A 19,511-nucleotide genomic window follows, 5' to 3' on the forward strand; every position below is an offset into this window, starting at 1 on the left:
GTTAAACTGAATACTAATAGTTAAGCGGCATTGTGGCTGGAATATATTCAAGACAATCGCAAAAGTAGGGTAAGCGAGACGCATTAGAGTTGTTAGATGGAGGGGCTTATGCGGGGGTTTCAATACAATCAGTGCTTGCGATTGCTGAGCGTTATTGCTTTGCTGGCTGTTCTCTTGTTGACATTGTCAGCATGTGCTGGCTCTTCAGCTCCGCTGCCGTCGCCAACTGCTTCTGCAATTGCGAGTCCTGAAACTGGCGCTAATCAGCGAGGCCCCGATACTGAGCAGACTGCCAACATGAAGGATGAGCACAGCCTGTCTTGGCAGACCTACGAAGTAGTGTCTCCCACAACGCTGCGTATTCCATTCGTCGGGAACGGAGACAGTCGTTGCTATGGCTTCCGCGCCACAGTTGAGGAGACTCCGAAGGAGGTGCGTATCCGTCTCTTGAGTGGTACCCTGCCCAAAGCCCCACGTGCGTGCACGCTTCCGGCTCTTCATAGTACTTTACTCGTGCAGCTCAAGGCACCTCTATCTGACCGGGTAGTTTATGCCGTGGAATAAGGCTAAATCTTACAAGGGGCAGACAGATATAGAGACTGTATGATTTTTTCATATCAACAGCAACAGTCGTTAATGGGAGGGGGTAATGGGCAGCGCTTGCAAATCGATGTAATGGTGTTATTGATTCTTAGCCAAGAGTAAGCCTCTGCTAGCAGAGAAAAGAAAAAGCCCGGAACCTTAGTGATTCCGGGCTTATTGGTAGCGGGGTCAGGATTTGAACCTGAGACCTCTGGGTTATGAGCCCAGCGAGCTACCGAGCTGCTCCACCCCGCGACGGCTGCCGTAAGCAGCTCTATCAACTATAGGGATTTGCGCTCGATTGTCAAATTACGGCCGTGGCGAAACGCCGAAGGAAGGGTTTTTGATGTTGACTCTTGCATGTCGATTTACAAAAAGTTGCGAATCGGTGTAATTTAATCCGATGGCTGCGGTTTGCTATCCGGTCTGCTTGAGCCTAGACTGGCAGGGCTTGGATGCGAGTTCAGCGTAACGATGTGACGAAAAGCACAATGGCGACGTCTGGCGGTATAGTAAACGTTATTGCCATTTCAGGAGGCGGTAGATGTTTCAAGCAGTAGGGCGCGGCGCGCTGACCCTAGCAGCGTCTCAACCGGAGCTTCCCGGTATTGACGACTTCATGCCTCCGGAAATCTTGTTCCAAGGCACTCCGTTCGCTATGAACAGAATTATTTTCGTGCGTTTCATTGCCATGGTTGTCATTCTGCTTGGCTTGGGGATTACGGCAGCGCGCGCCAAGCTCATTCCCTCGCGATGGCAGAGCCTCATCGAGGTGCTTCTTGACTTCGTGCGCAATTCTGTGGTCTACGAAGTCATGGGCGAGCTACGCGGCAAGCGCTATGTGCCGATGATTACCACCATTTTCCTTACGGTTATGGTCTTCAACTTGTGCGGTATCGTGCCCGGCCTCAACATCGCTGCAACGGCTACGATTACTATGCCTCTGGTCTTCGCGCTCTGGGCTTTCTTCCAATACATGATTACCGGCATCCGCGAGCAAGGCGTGGGCAAGTACCTCAAGCAGGAGCTTTTCCCCGCAGGTGTGCCGTGGCCGCTTTACATCATTTTGACCCCCATTCAGCTGCTTGAGCTGGTAGTGATTAAGCCCGCTTCGTTAACCATCCGACTCTTTGCCAATATGATTGCAGGCCACCTTCTGGTCGCTATCAGCTTGGCTTTCGCGCAGTTCTACATCATCGAGGCCAGCAACCACTTGCTAGCCCTCGCAGGTGTGGGCTGGTTTGCACTTGGCTTTGCGCTTACCGCTTTCGAGATGTTCGTGGCGGCTTTGCAGGCCTACATCTTCGCTATTTTGACGACGGTGTATATCAATCAGAGTTACCCGGAAGAGGACTAATCGGAAGGGCTATAGATTTGCGGAATCGGCAGCTAGCGTAGGGCCTACCAATACTTCGGTTTCGCTAAGAGAACCAACAACCGGCAACGGTCATAGGAAAGGAACACACATGGACATCATCACTCTCGCTGAGGTTTCCGGCAGTATCAGCATCCTCGGCTACGGCCTAGCAGCACTGGGCCCCGGCATCGGCCTAGGCATCGTGGTTGGTAAGACCTTGGAGAGCATGGCTCGTCAGCCCGAAATCGCCAGCAAGCTGCAGACGGTTATGTTCATCGGCTTGGCCCTTATCGAGGTGCTCGGCCTGCTCGGCTTCGTGGCCCTCTTCATCGCCTAGTGATGAATCGGCTCAAGCTGCAGCTGCTGAAAGCAAGCGGGCAGTAAGGGCTAGATGTTAGTAACAAGCGAGTTTTAAGGCAGATAATACAGAAAGGAGACGCCGATGAAGTCCAGCATGGCTAGCGGGGGTATTGAACTCTTTATTCCCAAGACCTATGACATTTTCTGGTCACTGGTCATTCTCATCATTCTTGCGCTCTTCTTCTACAAGTTCTTCATGCCCAAGTTCCAAGCCATTTTCGACGAACGTGCAGCCAAGATCGAAGGCGGCATTGAGAAGGCGAAGAAGGCTCAGGAAGCTGCCGATCAGGCGAAGAAGTCGTATGAGGACCAGCTCAACCAAGCTAGGGTCGAGGCATCGAAGATTCGAGACGATGCAAGGGCTGAGGCCTCTCACATCGTGGCCGATTCCCGCACTCGCGCCGAGAGCGAAGCCCAGCAGATTACGGCCAACGCTCAGCGCTCGATTGAGTCTCAGCAGCAGCAAGCCCTAGTGTCGCTCAAGAGTGAGGTTGGCACACTTGCCACTGCTCTGGCGGGCAAGATTCTGGGCTCTCAACTGCAAGACAGCTCGGTGCAGTCTTCAATGATTGATTCGTTGATAGACGATGCCAGCAAGCAGGATGCAAGCAAGTCGAAGGCATGATGACAGGTAGAGTGACCCCGCGGATGGCAGCGGACAAGCAATACACGAGGAGGAGGTGACATGCGAGGAGAAGCATCGCTGGTCTCAGACCAAAAGGCGCGCTTAATTTTTGCTCCTCTTCTGAGTAAGGAGGGTGTAGGCGCGCTCGATATAGCTCAGGAGCTTTTCAGCTTCGTGACTCTGCTCGATACGTATCCGCGCTTAGAGCGGGCACTGACCGACCCCTCTCGACCTCAGACTGACAAGAGCCGGGTGGTCGACGATTTGCTTGACGGCAAGGCTCACGACCTGACTATCGCTATTTTGCGTGATTTGTCGAGTCGCCACTGGAGTAAGGTCATGCACATCGCAAACGCAGTCGAAGATATGGCTGTTGACGCGCTGACCTATTACACAGATGCCGTAGACCAGACTTCTGCGGTGGCGGGCGAATTAGCGCAGGTGTATTCCGCACTTATCGACCATCCCATCGTGCTCTTCCGGCTTTCGGACGAGTACAGCGAGCCCCAGGCGCGCGTGGCATTGATAGACGAGCTCTTAGAGGGGAAGGGCTTGCTGCCAGTGACTATGCAGCTGGTGGAACATGCGACTCGCGATTTGCGCGGTCGTCGTTTCCTCCACACCGTTGATTGGCTCGTAGACCGGTTCTCGACTCACATGCACGAGACGATGGTGACGGTGGTGACTGCAGTGCCACTGACCCACGAGCAGATGGTCAAGGTCGTAGACGTGTATTCCAAGAAGTTGGGCCACGCGGTCCACGTCAACGCGATTGTAAACCCAGAGGTTATCGGAGGCATGCGCGTGGAATACGGCTCTGAGGTGACCGATAATACCGTACTGACTCAGCTCAAGCAGTTGAAACGGCAGATGGCCGTCTCAAGCTGAAATCAGCGAAGGTATGACAGACTTGAACAAGAACAACAATAAGGAGTGATCATGGCAGAATTGACCATTGATCCCGCCGCGGTACGTAAGGCGCTCGACGATTTCGTTGAGTCTTACCAGCCGTCGGACACGCCCACTCAGGAAGTTGGGCATGTGCGCACAGCTGGCGATGGCATTGCGCACGTGGAGGGACTGCCTGGTTGCATGGCCAACGAGCTGCTGACCTTTGAGGACGGCACGCTTGGTTTGGCTTTCAACCTTGACGCTCGCGAGATCGGCGTGGTTATCCTCGGCGACTTCGCAGGCATTGAGGAAGGCCAGGAAGTCCGCAGGACGGGCGAGGTGCTCTCAGTGCCGGTTGGAGACGGCTATTTGGGCCGCACAGTCAACCCGCTGGGCCAGCCAATCGACGGCTTGGGCGAGATTAAGACTGAGGGCAGGCGCATTTTGGAAGCTCAGGCTCCCGACGTGATGCACCGCCACCCAGTAGACGAGCCTATGGCGACTGGTATTAAGGCAATCGACGCCATGACGCCAATCGGCCGCGGCCAGCGCCAGCTCATTATTGGCGACCGCCAGACCGGTAAGACTGCTATTGCACTCGACACGATCATCAACCAGAAGGCCAACTGGGAGTCCGGTGACCCCGACAAGCAGGTGCGTTGCATTTACGTAGCAATCGGCCAGAAGGGCTCCACTATCGCCTCCGTGCGTTCTTCCCTAGAAGATGCTGGCGCTATGGAGTACACCACAATCGTGGCTTCTCCCGCCTCTGATTCGGCAGGTTTTAAGTACATCGCTCCTTACACCGGCTCGGCTATCGGCCAGCACTGGATGTACAACGGCAAGCATGTACTGATTGTCTTTGACGATTTGAGCAAGCAAGCTGAGGCTTACCGCTCCATCTCCTTGCTGCTGCGTCGTCCGCCGGGGCGTGAGGCTTACCCTGGCGATGTGTTCTACTTGCATTCTCGCTTGCTGGAACGCTGTGCTAAGGTCTCCGATGACTTGGGCGGCGGCTCGATGACCGGTTTGCCGATTATCGAAACTAAGGCTAACGACGTCTCGGCTTACATTCCGACCAATGTGATTTCCATCACCGACGGTCAGATCTTCCTGCAGTCCGACCTCTTCAATGCCAACCAGCGCCCCGCTGTGGACGTCGGCATCTCGGTCTCTCGCGTCGGTGGCGCGGCCCAGACCAAGGCTTTGAAGAAGGTTTCGAGCACTCTTAAGATCTCGTTGGCCCAGTACCGCTCGCTGCAGTCCTTCGCTATGTTCGCCTCCGATTTGGATGCGGCTTCCAAGGCTCAGCTCACTCGTGGTGCCCGCCTGACCGAGCTCTTAAAGCAGCCCCAGTTCACTCCTTACCCGATGGAAAATCAGGTAGTTTCGGTTTGGATTGGTACACACGGCAAGCTCGACGAACTCGACTTGGAAGACGTGCTGCCCTTCGAGCAGGGTCTCTTAGACTACTTGGATCACAACACCGATATCTTGAAGACTATCCGCGAAACCGGCGATTTCACTGCCGACACGGAGCAGGCTTTGGACCAGGCGACTGATGCCTTTGCGAAGACCTTTGTAACCAAGCAAGGCAAGACCTTGGATGGTTCCGATGTCAGCGAAGAGCCTCAAGAGATTCCCGTTGAGCAAGAGAAGCTCGTCGCGCAGTCGAAGGCGGGGGAGCGGTAAACTATGGCCTCACAGCTCGCATTTAAGTCTAGGATCGCCTCTACTTCGGCGTTGGAAAAGATTTTCAACGCCCAGGAGATGATTGCGTCTTCGCATATTGCCAAGGCCCGCAAGGTGGCTTTGGATGCGAAGCCGTACTCCGATGCGATTTTCGACGCCGTGCAGGCTCTGGTCTCTCATACCGACGACATCTCGCACCCACTTATCAAGAAAAACGAGAAGAATCCGCGCGTGGCTGTCCTCGCGCTGACGGCTGACCGCGGTATGGCTGGGGCTTACACCTCGTCTATCATCCGCGAAACTGAGACCCTGCTCGACAAGCTGGATCAGGCAGGCCGTAAGCCTGAGCTGTTTGTGTACGGCAGGCGCGGAGTCTCGTATTACAAGTACCGCAACCGCGATATTGCCAAGACTTGGGAAGGCGATACCGACAAGCCTGGGGTAGCGATAGCCCAGGAGATTTCCGACACCTTGTTGGATGCTTATATGAAGCCGGCGGACCAGGGCGGAGTTTCTGAGCTCTACATCGTCTTCACTGAGTTCATCAACATGGTGGTGCAGAAGGTGCGTGTGCTGAGGATGCTGCCCTTGGAACTGGTTCAGTCTAGCGACGCTTCGGGCGCTGTAGATGCACCAGCTCCTCAGGAAGGCAAGAAGGATGCAGATGGCGATATTACCGCCCTCTACAGTTTCGAGCCCAGCCCAGATAAGGTTTTGGATGCGGTCCTACCCAAGTATATTCAAGGACGCATTCACGAGTGCTTGTTGACGGCTGCAGCTTCGGAGACCGCGAGCCGGCAGAACGCCATGCACACGGCGACAGACAACGCCCGTAGCTTGATTGATGATTTGACGCGTAAGCTCAACGCTTCCCGCCAGGCTTCGATTACGCAGGAACTTACGGAAATCATCGGTTCCGCCGATGCATTGAACAAAGAGGAAGAGTAGGAACGCCAATGGTTGCACAGCAAGAGCAGACCACAGCGGCCCAGGACCCAGCGCTCGACAAGGCTACCGAAGGCCGCGTCACCCGCGTGCAGGGTTCGGTGATTGATGTGGAGTTTCCGGCGGGCCATCTGCCAGACATCTACAATGCCCTGACCGTGAATTTGAGCAAGTCCGCCGACACTGAGGGTGAGTCGCTGACCACCATCATGCTAGAGGTGGAGCAGCACTTGGGCGACTCGACCGTGCGCACGGTGGCTTTGAAACCCACCGACGGCTTGGTTCGTGGCGCTAAGGTCACGGATACTGGCGGCCCCATCGAGGTGCCTGTCGGCGAAGTGACTAAGGGGCACGTTTTCGACGTAGCTGGCCACATCATGAATCAGAAGGAGGGCGAGCACATTGAAATCAAAGAGCGCTGGCCCATCCATCGCAATCCTCCGGCATTCGACCAGCTGGAGTCCAAGACTCAGATGTTCGAGACCGGCATCAAGGTTATCGACCTGCTGACTCCTTACGTTGAGGGCGGTAAAATCGGCCTCTTCGGCGGCGCAGGTGTGGGCAAGACCGTGTTGATTCAGGAGATGATTCAGCGCGTGGCCCAGAACCACGGCGGCGTTTCCGTGTTTGCAGGTGTGGGCGAACGTACCCGTGAGGGCAACGACCTCATCGGCGAGATGGAAGAGGCTGGCGTTTTGGAGAAGACTGCACTAGTCTTCGGTCAGATGGATGAGCCCCCGGGGACCCGTCTGCGCGTGCCGCTGACTGCTCTGACTATGTCTGAGTACTTCCGCGACGTGGAGAACCAGGACGTGTTGCTCTTCATCGACAACATCTTCCGTTTCACCCAGGCCGGCTCTGAGGTCTCGACCCTGCTGGGCCGTATGCCTTCTGCCGTGGGCTACCAGCCCAACCTGGCCGACGAGATGGGCGCCCTCCAGGAGCGCATTACCTCTACCCGTGGTCACTCGATTACGTCTCTCCAGGCCATTTACGTGCCTGCCGACGACTACACCGACCCGGCCCCGGCTACCACCTTCGCTCACTTGGATGCTACGACCGAGCTCTCTCGCGATATCGCTTCCAAGGGTATCTACCCTGCTGTGGATCCGCTGGCTTCGACTTCTCGAATCCTCGATCCTCGCTATGTGGGCCAGGCTCACTACGACTGCGCTAACCGCGTCAAGGCTATCTTGCAGCGCAACAAGGAACTGCAAGACATCATCGCCCTGATTGGCATCGACGAGCTGGGTGAGGAAGACAAGACCACCGTGAATCGCGCTCGTAAGATTGAGCAGTTCTTGGGCCAGAACTTCTACGTGGCCGAAAAGTTCACCGGCCGCAAGGGTTCGTACGTCAAGGCTGATGAAACTATTGAAGCCTTCACACGCATCTGCGATGGCGCTTACGACGAAGTGCCTGAGCAGGCCTTCTCCGGCGTAGGTGGTATCGATGATCTTGAGCGCAACTGGCACGACATGCAGAAGGATTTGAAGTAATCATGCCTGCCTCCAAGAACACCATGCAGGTGAACGTGGTAGCGACTGACCGGCCTATCTGGTCTGGTCAGGCGCGGTCTGCCACGATTCCCGCTACCCAAGGTGCTATGGGCATTTTGCCCGACCATCAGCCGATTCTGACTCTTGTAAAAAAGGGCACGGTCACGGTGGTAGGCACTGACGGCAAGCGATCTAACTTCGAGGTGGACGACGGCTTTGTGTCGTTTGACTCCAACAAGTTGACGATTGCTGTAGAACATTGCACCGACGACCAGGCTTCTGCCAATCAGTGAGGTTTTGTGCGCATACTGGTAGCCGATTGTTCAGCCCAATACTCGGGGCGGCTCAACGCGAGCCTGCCCCGAGCCAAGCGGGTGCTGTTGATTAAAGCAGACTCCTCCTGCCTTATTTTCTCCGAAATTGGCTCCTATAAGCCTCTCAATTGGATGTGTGCTCCCTGCACTATCAAAGAGTTTGAGCCCGATGCTGACGGTGAGGATAGTGCCCTGCCTACAGTTGAAGGCGACGATGCTGGAGTGCAAAAAATCCTGCGAGTGAGCGCCAGCAAATCAAGCGATGTGCTCACTATTACCTTGTACGAGGTCTATTCTGACCAGTCTTTTGAGTTGGGGCAAGATCCTGGCTTGGTGAAAGACGGTGTCGAAGACCACCTTCAGTATTATTTGGCCCAGCAGATTGAGCGCATTGGTGAGGGCGCTAAGCTGGTGCGCCGTGAGTTCCCAACGGCCGTTGGTCCTGTCGACATTATGGCTATCGACGGCGAGGGTCAGCACGTGGCCATTGAAATCAAGCGCAACGGTGGTATTGACGGCGTTGAGCAGCTCACCCGCTACGTTGAGCTCCTGAACCGCGATCCGTTGCTGGCTCCGGTCCGTGGCATGTTCGCTGCTCAAACCATTACCCCCCAGGCGCGTGTCTTGGCTGAAGACCGTGGTTTTGAATGCCTGATTCTCGATTATGAAGAGATGAAGGGTGCCGAGAGCGGCGAAATTACTCTCTTCTAAGGTTCTGCGCAGATCGGAGCACAACCGGTCTGCGCAGTTTCCAAACATAAAATGTGAGCTATTACGCATTCTTTTTTGAGCGTATGGCTATAGCCCACGGTCTCCATAAGCCACTAAATATAGGGGTTCGCCCCGAGACACGCCACTATCAATTGTGGTTTTACCTTATCCCTGACTTTGTGTAGAGTACAGGAAGACCCGCTAGCTGAGGGTCGTCTACTTTGCTGAATGAGCTCAGTATTATCAAGGGAATTAGGAGAACATCATGTCCGTCACGGTCTACACCAAGACTCATTGCCCCCAGTGCGATGCCACCAAGCGTCAGTTGACCAAGCTGGGTGTGGACTTCGATGTAGTAGACCTGACTTCCAACCCCAGCAAGATTGAGGACTTCCTAGCTCAGGGCTTCAAGCAGACCCCTATCGTGGTCACTGACGAAGCTTCTTGGAGTGGTTACCGTCCGGACATGATTAAGCAGACCGCCCAGCAGAGCGCAACGGTCAACGCCTGAGTGCCAGCGACTGAACTAGCCGGCAAGGTTGAGCTCAGCACTTCGTAACAAGTGAGGCCCGGAAGCAGAACGCTTCCGGGCCTCACTCATATCTGGGCCGCAGCCCTTCAATTTAATAAGCGGAGAGAATGTCAACCACGAAAATCAGCGTGGAGTTGGCGGGAATGCCACTCTTCGCTTCCTTGCCGTAGCCGAGTTCTGGCGGAATGACCAGCAGCACCTGGGAGCCGACGGTTTGGCCGCTCAGGCCTTCCTTCCAGCCCTTCACCACACCATCGAGGCTGAAATCAGCAGGCTGCCCCTTATCCCAAGAAGAGTCGAACTGCTTGCCATCAGAAGCTAGCCAGCCCGTGTAGTGAGCTGAAACCGACTGAGTCGACTTCACCTCCGGACCATCGCCCTTAATGAGCGGCTGCACCACAAGCCTGCCCGCAGGAGGTTGGTAACCATTCAGATCAATGCTGGGCTTGCCGGTGCTGTCGAGCGTAATCTTGGGCAGATTGCTAGGAATATCGGTAACAGCCTTGCCCTCAGCGCGAGTGAGCGCCTTCGACTTGGACACGACGGTGAGCGCCATAATATAGGAGTTGGTGTCTTTATTAGCAGCAGTATTGTCGTCAATACCCACGCCAATAGTGCCGTTGACCTTCATCTTGATGAACTGGTCATAGTAAGCCGGGTACGACTTTTCGTTTACCACAATCTGGCAGTCAGGCTCGCCCTTCTCCCAAGTGGAATCGAGCTCCTTGCCGTCCTTGGCGCTCACAGCCACGCTGCGTACGCACAGACGATCGCCATCTTTCAAAGCCTCGCCATCGCCTTCCTGCAAGACAGCAGAAGACTTATCGGTGACTTTGAAGGGAGTCTTGAAGTTAATCTTTGGCTTCTGACCGAGCTTACCCTCAGCGGTAACACCAATGAGAGCCGGCCCCTTCTTAGTGCTTTGGTTCGAATCCGATTTCATCTGACTGGGGGTCGGATTCGGCGGATTACCGCAGGAGGCCAAGCTCATCCCCAGAGCGAGGGTACTCAGTAAAGCAACGCCCTTGAGTATGGGGCGAAAATTATGTGAATTCATAACTACCAGCCTACCGTCTGCGGCCGATTTTTTACCTCTCAGCAGCTTGCCAGCACTGACCTGTAGAATAAAAGATGTTATGAGCACACAAGAAAAACAAGACGCAAGTAGCGCTAAACGCACACCGACCCCCAGAGCCAAGATCATGCGTGGCATCGTCACACCAATCTTTGGCCTGCTGGCAGTGGCCTGTGTCGTTTTCGGCGTTCTGAACTCAACGCTATGGAAGCCCAGCCCGCAGGTAGATGCCGAAGCGGTGGTGCGCTCCCAGTACATCGTAACCGACCCCGGTGTGCTCCAACTAGTAGACGATTCAGCCACCATCACAGCTTCGATAGTGACCGGCTCGGGCACAAGCCGTGAGCAGTCTCAGATTTGCGTGGCCATAGGCAGCGCCCAAGATGCTGCAGGCTGGGTATCGGGCCACACTTACCAGCGTATTAAAGGCTTAGACGATTGGGATAAGCTATCGACCGGATCAGAAAAAATTGCCGGCAAAGACTCTGCTAAAGCCGAGAATCAAGTAGATTTCCGTCATTCCGACATGTGGCAGCAAGTCAAGTGCAGCGCTTCCTCAGTCTCTTTAGAAACGACTACAAACCAAACCGGGCAGGTGGCAATTATTAGCGTGGAACCAGCGAGCAAGAGTGGGCAAGACCAGCAGACTAAGAGCACTCCAGCTCAGCCGCAAGTCAAGATACGTATGCACTGGCTGCGCCACAAGCTGCCGAATTTCGCTATGCCGCTTTACTTTGCAGGCGCTCTGCTTGCTCTTCTAGCTGCGCTCTCAGCCTCCGTCTTCGCTATGGAACCTTCTCAGCGGCGTAAATCGAAGGAAGACAGGCCCGAAGAGCGCAAGCAAATCGGCATTTTTGAGGCCTTGGGTACGGTGATATCTCCCTTCTCGCACAAGGGCAAGGGCGGTGCTGAGCGTCATTCTCGCCACAGCGCCGAGTCCAGTGAGCCTGCCGAAAGCAAGCCCAAAGTGGTCGATGTGCACGCTAAGAATATGGTGGCCGACCAGCAGGGCGAGGCAGATTCAGACAATAAGTTGGCTGAGACTCAGGCGGCCGAGCCAGAAACTCCTGAAAACGGTAAAGGGTCGGGCTCAGACAATTCCTTCCAGGCCTATCTCAAACGGTTCTTGACCGAGACGGGCGGCCAGGCAAAGTTATCGGAACCCGAAGAATCTTCTCAAGCAGATGAGAAGAGCGAGGCTCGGCCAAGCAGACCGGAAGTTTCAGATGACACCAGCCAAGCTGATGTAGACGACAGTACAGTCGGCGTAGCTGCGTCCGAGTTGGTTGGCGAGCATGAGAACTACGATGCCGAAGCAAGCCGTGAGAGCGACGATGTCGACGACCGCACTCAGATAGAACTCGACGAGGGCATCAGCGATGAAACGACGCAAGTCTCGAACGCTAGCCAGCCTTCGCGGACCCGTGCTCAGCGCCTGCAAACGGGGCGGAAGAACAAACCCCGCGCAGCTAAGAAGAAGGGGGAGCGGCGATGACGCGAACTCAGCACAAGAATCAGATAACTAAAACTGTGGTGGTGATGCTAACCGCCGTCAGCTTCTTGGGATTGGCAGGATGCGAGGGGCAGGTGCCGCAGCCCAGCTCTCCCACGGCTTCATCGTCTTCTTCCGCTACTGCTTCGCCAGATTTGACGACCCAGCAGGAAAAGAAAATTCGCCAGAGCATCATTGAAACCCTCGATAAAGCGAATGATGCTAAGGATGCCAGCGGTTTGACCGCGCGTGTGACTGGTCCGCAGCTTCAGGTGCGCTCAAGTGAGCTTTCGATTGCTAAGGCAACGGGCAAGCTCGACCCCAAAACCGCCATCCCTAAAGATATCGCGCAGACGGTGATTCCCGGCGATAGCGGCTGGCCACGTTCAATCTTCGCTATCACCACTACTACCGAGGATCAACAATCCAAGCGTTTACTGGTGATGAACCAGGACTCTGCCCACGAGAATTACAAGCTCTGGGGGGTAGCACGGCTTTTCCAAGGGGCCCAGCTGCCTAAGTTCCCGGTGTCTACCATTGGCGCTCAGATGGGCCAGTCCGACGACAAAGGTCTCAAAGCTACACCCAAGCAAGCCGTAGAACGCTACGCAGACGTACTTGCACACGGTAAAAGCAGCAAGTTTGAGAAGGATTTTTCCTCTGATTACTTGCGCGATTCCATCGACAAGCTCACGCAGACCGTGCAGCAGGGTATCGACGCTAACAAGGGCGAGCAGAGCCAGACTTTTGCTGCTGAGCCGGAGCAGATTCGCGTGATGCGCTCCTCTGATGGTGGCGATTTGGTTGTAGCGCAAATCAATTCCGTTTGGACCCGTAAGGCCGGCGAAGGGCGCGAGTCGCTGCCAGCTTCCGACGCGGAGAAAGCCCTCTTTGGTGCTGGTAAGGCCACGAGCACGATGAAGGTAACGTATGTGAACGTGGTGGCTCTGTATGTGCCGCCCACTTCGTCTTCGGAGCCCATTAAAGCCGTGGGTGCCGAGAGGCAGCCGATTAAGGTCGAAGCGGTCTAAGCTCAGTTCCTGGGAAGCGAGCAGTCAGGCGTTTCGCGCTTGGTTCTGTGAGGATACGTAATAAACGTAAGTAGTTACAGCAAGGAGATGGTCAGATGGCACAGCAGGGGCAGCCGCAACCGGGCTTTTCGCTAGCGGGAGCGGTCGATTTGGGTGCGCTCAAGCACAAGGTTGATGCCGAGCCGGGCCAAGCTGGGGGAGCGCCAGCAGCGGGCGGCTACGTGATTGATACCACCGAGGCCTCTTTCCCAGCTATGGTGCAGACTTCGGCCACTTTCCCGGTGCTGCTGTTACTGTGGATTCCTACCGACGATAGGCTTTTCCCCCTCGCGCGTACTTTGGCCGATGTGGTCAACGCTCAGGAGGGCAAGCTCCAGCTGGCACGCGTTGATGTGACCGCGAACCCGCAAATTGGTCAGGCCCTGCAAGCTCAGGCCGCACCTGCGCTCTTTGCGCTCTTGGGCGGGCGACCCATGCCGATTTTGGAGGGCCTGCCCTCAGACGAAGAACTGGCGCAGATTACCGACCAGCTCATTCCTCAGGTGATTCAGCTGGCCCAGCAGCAGGGCATTACCGGCTCCGCCCCTTATCAAGAGAGCGGCGAGCAGGCAGTTGGCGATGAAGAAGCTGAAGGGGCTGGCGCGGAGGGCGCAGTGCCGCCGGAGCATCAGATAGCGAACCGTTTGGCTCAAGAGGGCGACTATGCGGGCGCTGCCCAAGCTTACGCTGCCGTGATGGAGTCCAATCCGCAAGATACGCTCGCTGCCCAGGAGCACGCTAAAGCTCTGCTGATGGCTCGCTCTGCTGAGGCAGATGTGCGCCAAGTACGCCAAGCAGCGGCAGACCAGCCGGCCGACGTAGACGCGCAGCTGGCGGCAGCCGACGTGGATATGATAGGTGGCAAAGTGGAAGATGCCTTCGGCCGCCTTATTGACTTCATAGTGGCTCACAAAGACCAGATGGCCCCGGCTCACGACCGCTTGCTTGAGTATTTTGCGATTCTGGAGCCCGCGGATCCGCGCTTGGCCCGGGCCCGCCGCCGCTTAGCAACGGCTATGTATTAAGCCGTATTCCAAGCTTTTATTACAAGCTCCGGTTCGAGCCAAAGCCCTTCAAAAAGTGGCTGCCCTCGCGCTGGAGCTCCTGCTCGTAGGAGTCGGACCAAGTTGAGTAGGGGTGCTCGGCCAAGCCGTCGTTGGAGAAGCGGGCATCGTCGGTGATTTCGGTCACGCAGAAGGGCGGAATCACTAGGTCGGTCACCGGTCCAGATCGCTCAACTTCGGCTACAATAAGAGGCGCATTGCTTCCGCCAAACACGTCGATGTTCCACCAGTCTTCGCCCAGCCAAATGCCGTAGCGGTTCTTCACAATCAGCGAGCTACCGCGCACCACGAGTTCGGCTGCAATGCTGGGGTCGAGAGGGCGTTCAGCTTCGTAGCGAGTGCCACCCACCGCTGGCCCCTTGGCTGTCATCGAAGCCGCAGTAAAGCGGTCGCGCTCTTCCAAGAGCACATTAAGTGCATCGGTCCGCTCGCCCATGGGTCGGTCCACGCCCTCGCCTTGCAAGCGCACCCGCAGGGCATAGTTGTCTTCATGCACAAAGTACCCTTGCACAATCAGCGTAGGCGCATCGCCGTCATTGAGCTCATCCGGAAACTCCCGGCAAAAAAACCGCCGCTCAAACTCAAAGTCATCTCTATCCTCATCCATGCGTCTATTCTAGCGGCAGGGCACGCATAAGCTGACACACTTGAAGTTTAGACGTTGACTACATGCTGGTTTGTGTCAGCGCCTTACCTGTATACTTATCCATAGTTTGTCGATTGGGGAATGCGACTGTTCGTGTATGAGCTAGAGCGCGGCTAAGTTCTGCCTTGCTGAGTCTAGTATCAATAAGGGGTTGTTTGCATTGCATAGAAGTTGGTTGAAAGGTAAGTTGGGCCGGGTGCTTGCTGGCTTAGTAGCACTTGCTACTGTGGCCGGTATTTTGTTGTGCCCCCCCCCCCAGGCCAAATGCTGAGTCAGAAACAAACGATTTTTCTGCTCAATTATGTAATCCAAACATCGAATCTATAGCCATTTGTTTCCCTGATGAAAACTTGGCGGATGCTGTAGCAGCGACTTTATATGAGAATGGCGTGCCAATTCCCCTCACTGGCGAGGATGACAAGAAGCCGGCTACGGAATTTGTTGCAACTCAAGAAGAATACGACCAGATAAAACAGCTAGATGTAAGCGGCAAGGCAGTATCAAACCTCAAAGGTGTGGGTTTGCTGAAAAACTTGGAAAAGGCCGATTTCAGTAATACTCAAAATATTGTCGATGTGAATCCTCTGACCTCTCTTAAGCGATTGTCAACCCTGTATTTGGCTCACAACAAGATTGCAAATGTGGCACCCCTAGTGGAACTGCCGGGTTTAACTGACGTAAGTCTCGAAGGCAATCGCATAAGCGACATCACACCAATTCTCCCCATGCTCGACAAGCTGGAGAAGATTACTGGCGATGGTTTGACGAGCAATATCATTGAGCAGGAAGAGCTTTCGCCCAATAATATGGCAGGTCTCAAACTTAAGACGGGTGTCATTGATTCGGGGGAGCAGACGCAGTTTGCCGCTGTCGATACGAGTTCGATACAGCCGGCCGGGGGAGAATATAATCCTAAAACGGGCGAAGTTGTGTGGGACCAAGTGAGTGCTGGCACCACTTATTCTTTCCATTTTAGTGGCAGCGCTAAGAGGGAGAGCTTAACTATTCCATTCTCGGGCACGAAGAAGGTCCACATTCGCGCGGCTCGGCACCACGTGCAACTGCTGGCTGAAGACGGAGTGACCCCCTCTGCTGTACCAAGCCCTGATGTTGACGATGAGCATACACTTGCAGAGTTTCTGCCAGCCAAGGACCAGATGCCACGCCGCGATCAGTGGCGTTTAGACTGGGTCAAAGCAGACGATGGCCAGTATTGGAGCGCTCAAACCCAAAAGATTACTTCAGATTTGACGTTGAAAGAGCACTGGGTTCCAGCTGGTATGAAGGCTAGGGGAGTGGAACCTCGCGAATGCATTACTACTCCTTGGGGCGATTATGCGCACGGTGAAGCCTATGCGCAGGGAGGAGTCGGTGCCCCAAAGCGATGGACTTCAGTCGATGCGGTTGTGTATTACGACTCCTGCAATCCCACACGTCGCACTAAGATACGCCCCCTCCCTCCTGAAGACGGGTCCTATTTTTCTAAGCCAAGCGTGTCTGGAACCAATTACTACTTCATTGGCTGGTATACCGCAAGCGGTAGTAAGTGGAACTTTAACCGAGACACCGTCGAGGTGACTAATACCAATTATCACAGCGATCCTAACGAGTGGTACACCTTCCTCATAGACTTCAATCTGTATGCCCGGTGGGGTGTCTATCGCACCTTAACCTACAAAATGAACGGTTGCGGTAGAGATTATGTAGATAGTTATATGAAGGAGGGGGATCGCATTTATGATTCGTCATATCGCGGACGACCGTGCCCCTCGGATCCTCATTTGAAGTTTTCCCACTGGTCCACGTATGCCGGCGGCTGGGCTACAACTATCCCCACTACTATGCCTGCGCGTGACCTGACCTTCTGGGCAAACTGGACTAAAGCTTGGACGGTATCGTTTAACACAAATGGCGGGACAGCTATGCCTTCTATCAGTGTGGACGACGGCTCGTATATCGGTTCCCAGGCATCTCTTCCCAGTAAAACTGGCTACGATCTTGCTTATTGGACCGATAATTACGGATACACTTGGAACAACCTCAACTCTAGAACGGTCACACGCGACATAACGTTAACAGCGCAATGGACCCCGCGAACCTATACGGCGACTTTCTACGCCAATGACGGTACAGGCAGGTCTGCTTCAACTTCTGCCACTTACAACAGCTATCTTTCTACCTCTTCAGCGCCTACCTATACGCGCAATAGCTACCGCCTCGTGGGATGGGCCACGAGTTCAACAGCAAGCGTGCCTGACTGGAACTTTAATACCTCAAGAATAACGGGGAATACTAGTTTGTATGCCGTGTGGAAGCAGCAGGCGACAGTAACGTTTGATGCCGGCGGCGGTAGTGTTGTCCCTTCTCGGACAGTCGACATTGGCATGCCAGTGGGCTCTGGAGTCTCAAACCCCTCGCGGCAGGGTTATAGCTTCGACTACTGGGCTACATCTTCGGGAACTCGGTGGAATCTAGCTGCTGACCCGGTCAACTCAGATATGACCTTGTATGCTAAGTGGAAGGGTGATTTGTATACCGTACATTTTGACTCTAACGGGGGCACTTCTACCCAGCCCGACGTGCAGGTGCATTTCGGTGAGACCATACCAAATACGAATGGGCCTGCTGCTCCCGCTCATCCTGCAGACCGCCCGGCGAAGCGTTTCTTGGGCTGGTATAAGTCTCCTTCAGGTGCTGGTTCGGCTTGGAATTTTGCGTTCGATAGACTTTCGGATTTGTCTGCGAGCAAGGAGTTTACCCTGTATGCTCGCTGGTCAGAGCAACGCACTGTTACTTTCGATCCAGACCAAGGTAACTTAGCGCCGGCTATGCCCTCTGCCTCTGTGGTGGTCAACGATGGTGAGCCTGTTGCGAAACCGGACGATCCAACTCGTAATGGACACACTTTCCAGGGTTGGTATACAACTGATTCTTCCCCCGCGCAATGGTCGTTTACCACTCCTGTAACGGCTAACATGACCCTAAAAGCTCGTTGGCAGCGCAACAATTACAACGCTAAGTTCCATGCCAACGACAACAGCGGGCGCACTGATTCATTTACGATTGCCTATGGCAGTACGATTCCCTCAAGTTCTATCCCCCGCTATTCGCGCACTGGCTATCGTTTTGTAGGCTGGTCCACGAACCCGAATGCAACCAACCCCAATTGGTTTGAATACTGGGGAATCTGGGGGCATACAGACATTTATGCCATCTGGGTGCAGCAGGTGACGGTGACGTTTGACACTGATGGTGCTGCGTCAATTCCAGCTAAGACTATTGATAAGGGGCTGTCTGTGGGCGCAGGCATTGCTGATCCTTCAAAAGATGGTTATCGATTCGACTATTGGATGACTTCCGCGGGTGGTCGTTGGGATTTGGTTAACGATCGAGTTCAAGCGGATATGACAGTTAAGGCTCATTTTACTAAGTATGTGCATGTGACCTTCGTAACTAATGGCGGTGGTACCGTGCCACAGCAGGCTTTTTGGGGAGATCAGCCGGCCTCTAATCCAGGTGCAGCTGTGAGTAAACCCGGTTACCATCTGCTTGGCTGGTATCGAAACGCGAATTTCACTGGCTCCGCATGGATCTTTTCCGATATAGTGGCCGATGATCTTACTCTGTATGCCAAGTGGGAGGCAGATTTATACACCGTACATTTTGACTCCAAGGGAGGTCGCTCCACTCCTTCCGACGTGCAGGTGCGGTTTGACTCTCTCATTCCTAAACCTACCAATCCTTTACCGCCAGCCCACGGTCCTAACGATGCTGATAAAATTTTCCTTGGTTGGTCTACAAATCCCAACGTTTCTGGTTCATTTATGCCGTGGCAGTTTAACTACGACCATTTGAACCAGACCTCACCTACTCATGAATTCACCTTATATGCCGTATGGTCCTTCCAGTGGCGGCTGACCTTTGATCCGAACGGCGGCGCGTTGGCCTCTTCAACGATTCCAACGCGTCTCATCAATAGCGGTACTAGTGTGTTTCCTCCGGCTAATCCGGTGAGAGCTGGCTGGTTCTTCGACGGATGGTATGACGATACTACTAATGTTAAGTGGTTCCGAAACGGCTGGTCGCAGTCGATTATGCGAGACACTACGCTGACTGCACACTGGGCTTCACCGATGACGCTACCTGAAACCGGCTCTATATCAGGCCAGCGCCTTACCGGTTTAACGTTGATTGCATCGTCTTCTCTTGCCTTACCGACTCTGCTCTTCTTCAAGAAACGTTCCCGTTCGAAGACTGAGTAAAGCGTGGTTGTTGAGTTGAGATAAAAGTTGCGTGTTCGTGTTCGCGTTTTCCGGAGAGCTCTCTGCGGAGCTTTCTTGGTATACTCCAGCTGCCGTTTACTTGCACAGTTTGTGTTTGAAATGCGGATGCGAATTGCTGCTGTCTGCGGTGAGCCTATATACTGAAATGAGTTTGTCGATTGGGGAATTCGACTCTTTGTTCGTAAAAGCTCAGGTGTTTGGCGGGGTTTGTCTTGTCTTGCTTGGGTTCTAGAAGGGTTTATTGCGTTGCATAAGAGTAAGTTGAGGGGTACTGTCTGGCGTTTGTTTGCTGGGCTGATGACGCTTGCGACTTTGGCGGGCATTCTTTCGTGCCCCCCCCCCCAGGCCTAATGCCGAGTCTGCATCAAACGAA

At 54.5% G+C, this 19,511-nt stretch carries 17 protein-coding genes and 1 tRNA gene; 15 read left to right on the forward strand and 3 right to left on the reverse strand.

The annotated features are described in order from the left end of the window. Positions 1-108: 108 nt before the first annotated feature. Positions 109-564 (forward strand): hypothetical protein, encoded by a 456-nt coding sequence (locus R8377_RS00785; RefSeq protein WP_317643066.1) that lies wholly within the window; start codon positions 109-111, stop codon positions 562-564. A gap of 196 nt (positions 565-760) precedes the next feature. Here the strand turns inward: R8377_RS00785 and R8377_RS00790 are convergent. Further along, positions 761-837, reverse strand: a tRNA-Met gene (locus R8377_RS00790). A 289-nt stretch (positions 838-1,126) separates the two neighbouring features. Between R8377_RS00790 and atpB the strand changes: the two genes are divergently transcribed. The 10 genes from atpB (at position 1,127) to R8377_RS00840 (ending at position 9,487) form a co-directional block, all read left to right on the forward strand. Then, positions 1,127-1,939, forward strand: a complete 813-nt coding sequence (atpB, locus tag R8377_RS00795) for a F0F1 ATP synthase subunit A (protein ID WP_317643067.1) — start codon at positions 1,127-1,129, stop codon at positions 1,937-1,939. Positions 1,940-2,048: 109 nt separating this feature from the next. After that, the gene (gene atpE / locus R8377_RS00800) at positions 2,049-2,276 is read left to right on the forward strand and encodes an ATP synthase F0 subunit C (protein ID WP_317643068.1); all 228 of its coding nucleotides are present in this window, start codon (positions 2,049-2,051) and stop codon (positions 2,274-2,276) included. 105 nt (positions 2,277-2,381) lie between these two features. After that, positions 2,382-2,924 carry a F0F1 ATP synthase subunit B gene (locus tag R8377_RS00805; protein ID WP_317643070.1) on the forward strand — a complete coding sequence of 181 codons (543 nt, stop codon included), beginning with the start codon at positions 2,382-2,384 and terminating at the stop codon, positions 2,922-2,924. Positions 2,925-2,984: 60 nt separating this feature from the next. After that, a complete protein-coding gene (locus R8377_RS00810) occupies positions 2,985-3,812 on the forward strand; it encodes a F0F1 ATP synthase subunit delta (RefSeq protein ID WP_317643071.1) in 828 nt (275 codons plus the stop codon). Positions 3,813-3,863: 51 nt separating this feature from the next. Further along, positions 3,864-5,507: a F0F1 ATP synthase subunit alpha gene (gene atpA, locus R8377_RS00815; protein ID WP_317643072.1), complete on the forward strand. Its 1,644-nt coding sequence runs from the start codon at positions 3,864-3,866 to the stop codon at positions 5,505-5,507. A 3-nt stretch (positions 5,508-5,510) separates the two neighbouring features. Continuing rightward, the gene (locus R8377_RS00820) at positions 5,511-6,455 is read left to right on the forward strand and encodes a F0F1 ATP synthase subunit gamma (protein ID WP_317643073.1); all 945 of its coding nucleotides are present in this window, start codon (positions 5,511-5,513) and stop codon (positions 6,453-6,455) included. 8 nt (positions 6,456-6,463) lie between these two features. Further along, positions 6,464-7,951, forward strand: a complete 1,488-nt coding sequence (gene atpD, locus R8377_RS00825; protein WP_317643074.1) for a F0F1 ATP synthase subunit beta — start codon at positions 6,464-6,466, stop codon at positions 7,949-7,951. A gap of 2 nt (positions 7,952-7,953) precedes the next feature. Next, positions 7,954-8,244 (forward strand): F0F1 ATP synthase subunit epsilon, encoded by a 291-nt coding sequence (locus tag R8377_RS00830; RefSeq protein ID WP_317643075.1) that lies wholly within the window; start codon positions 7,954-7,956, stop codon positions 8,242-8,244. Positions 8,245-8,250: 6 nt separating this feature from the next. Next, positions 8,251-8,976 (forward strand): endonuclease NucS, encoded by a 726-nt coding sequence (gene nucS, locus R8377_RS00835; protein WP_317643076.1) that lies wholly within the window; start codon positions 8,251-8,253, stop codon positions 8,974-8,976. 265 nt (positions 8,977-9,241) lie between these two features. Continuing rightward, the gene (locus tag R8377_RS00840; RefSeq protein ID WP_317643077.1) at positions 9,242-9,487 is read left to right on the forward strand and encodes a glutaredoxin domain-containing protein; all 246 of its coding nucleotides are present in this window, start codon (positions 9,242-9,244) and stop codon (positions 9,485-9,487) included. Positions 9,488-9,599: 112 nt separating this feature from the next. Here R8377_RS00840 and R8377_RS00845 read toward each other — a convergent pair whose 3' ends face one another. Further along, entirely contained in the window at positions 9,600-10,565 is a 966-nt protein-coding gene (locus tag R8377_RS00845; protein ID WP_317643078.1) for an FKBP-type peptidyl-prolyl cis-trans isomerase, read from the reverse strand. A gap of 79 nt (positions 10,566-10,644) precedes the next feature. On the opposite strand from R8377_RS00845, the gene R8377_RS00850 reads away from it, so the two are divergent. The 3 genes from R8377_RS00850 (at position 10,645) to R8377_RS00860 (ending at position 14,170) form a co-directional block, all read left to right on the forward strand. Further along, complete coding sequence (locus tag R8377_RS00850) at positions 10,645-12,078, forward strand: prolipoprotein diacylglyceryl transferase (RefSeq protein ID WP_317643079.1); 1,434 nt, start codon at positions 10,645-10,647, stop codon at positions 12,076-12,078. Positions 12,079-12,122: 44 nt separating this feature from the next. Continuing rightward, positions 12,123-13,106, forward strand: coding sequence for a DUF8094 domain-containing protein (locus R8377_RS00855; protein WP_317643642.1), 984 nt, complete (start codon positions 12,123-12,125; stop codon positions 13,104-13,106). Between the two features lie 95 nt (positions 13,107-13,201). Next, a complete protein-coding gene (locus R8377_RS00860; protein WP_317643080.1) occupies positions 13,202-14,170 on the forward strand; it encodes a co-chaperone YbbN in 969 nt (322 codons plus the stop codon). 19 nt (positions 14,171-14,189) lie between these two features. Here the strand turns inward: R8377_RS00860 and R8377_RS00865 are convergent, their stop codons facing one another. After that, the gene (locus tag R8377_RS00865) at positions 14,190-14,816 is read right to left on the reverse strand and encodes a CYTH domain-containing protein (protein ID WP_317643081.1); all 627 of its coding nucleotides are present in this window, start codon (positions 14,814-14,816) and stop codon (positions 14,190-14,192) included. A gap of 428 nt (positions 14,817-15,244) precedes the next feature. Between R8377_RS00865 and R8377_RS00870 the strand changes: the two genes are divergently transcribed. Then, entirely contained in the window at positions 15,245-19,117 is a 3,873-nt protein-coding gene (locus R8377_RS00870; protein ID WP_317643082.1) for an InlB B-repeat-containing protein, read from the forward strand. Positions 19,118-19,511: the final 394 nt, after the last annotated feature.

The sequence above is a fragment of the Bombiscardovia apis genome (assembly GCF_033095945.1).
In the GTDB taxonomy this organism is placed as follows: domain Bacteria; phylum Actinomycetota; class Actinomycetes; order Actinomycetales; family Bifidobacteriaceae; genus Bombiscardovia; species Bombiscardovia apis.